The sequence below is a fragment of the Cryobacterium sp. Hb1 genome (assembly GCF_004403585.1).
Lineage (GTDB): Bacteria > Actinomycetota > Actinomycetes > Actinomycetales > Microbacteriaceae > Cryobacterium > Cryobacterium lyxosi.
The window spans coordinates 1-1,387 of sequence record NZ_SOHI01000038.1 but is presented as its reverse complement, the minus strand read 5'-3'; the positions used below and the strand labels follow the sequence as shown (position 1 = coordinate 1,387).

At 63.4% G+C, this 1,387-nt stretch carries 1 protein-coding gene; it reads left to right on the top strand.

Features of this window, described 5'->3' with window-relative positions:
• Window positions 1–298: 298 nt before the first annotated feature.
• Entirely contained in the window at window positions 299–1,378 is a 1,080-nt protein-coding gene (locus tag E3T38_RS16090; protein WP_134549118.1) for an IS110 family transposase, read from the top strand.
• Window positions 1,379–1,387: the final 9 nt, after the last annotated feature.

The following is a 1,387-nucleotide window of genomic DNA, read 5'->3' as shown; positions in this document are numbered from 1 at the left end:
ACTGTGAGTCTTGGGGTGGCTGGTCCGGGACTGGCTGGCAGAGTTGGTGTTGGTCGCTCCACCGTGGTCGTGACTCATGACAAAACTGGCCCTCGCGGGTGCCTTGCCTATGAACTGTCCGGCCGTGGTGGGTGACCGACGCCGGCCCGGCCCACCTCAGTGGCTTAATAAGAAGCATGCCCGATCCGTGCGGATCGTGGCTCATTACAGGTATGCCCCGAAGTGATTCCTCTCCGGATCGGCGCCGGTCGTCAGCGACTGGATCATCGCCCATCTCAAAGAGAGGAACCCGGACACTATGGACACCATAGTTGCGCACACTCATCCATTCGTTATCGGCGTGGACACGCACGCCAGAACCCACACCTACGCTGTCCTCACGGCGGCAGGTCAGCACCTCGGAACCGAAACGTTCCCCAATACCGCCGCTGGACGATCCCGGGCAATCAACTGGGCCGGGCGTCGCTCGGGCGGCGTCACCGATGCGCTCTGGGTGATCGAGGGAGCCGGGAGCTACGGCGCCCAGCTGGCCCGCAACGTAGCGGACGCCGGCTACCGTGTTGTTGAGGCCGCACGCATGGGCCGGACGGGCCGGCGCGGCATTGGGAAGTCCGACCCCCTCGACGCACGTCGGATCGCCGCCGCTGTGCTGTCCTTACCGGTCAATCAACTCCGCACCCCGCGGCAAGATGAGGGCGTGCGGGCAGCAGCGCAAATCCTCCTGACTGCCCGCGATGGACTCGCCGCTGAGCGCACCCGCGCGGTGAACGCACTCACCGCATTACTTCGGATTATCGACCTCGGCATCGACGCCCGACGTCCCCTCGGAGCACGCAAGATCGCCGAGGTCGCGCGCTGGCGCACACGAGAAGAAGCCCTCGCCGCGACCACCGCGCGCACAGAAGCAATACGTCTAGCCAAACGCATCCTCGAGTTAGACACCGAGCTCGGCCAAAACATGACGCGTATTAGTGACCTCGTCACAGCGAGCCCTGCAGTCGAACTGCTGGAAAAAACCGGTATCGGTCCCGTCACCGCAGCCAGAACACTCGTCGCGTGGTCCCACCCGGGCCGGGTCAAGAGCGAAGCCGCCTTCGCCGCGATCGCCGGCGTGAATCCAATTCCCGCATCATCAGGCAACACCACACGGCATCGACTAAACCGTGGCGGAGACCGCCAACTCAACCGTGCCTTGAACATCATCGCGATGGTCCGAATGGTCCACGACCCGGGAACACACGACTACGTCGAACGCCGACGCGCTGAGGGAAAGACCGACCGAGAGATCCGCCGCATCCTCAAACGCTACCTGGCCAGAAGCATCTACCGGCACCTCAACACCGCGTCAGCCACAAAATTGAGGGTTGACGAGATATAGAAGCTTCAT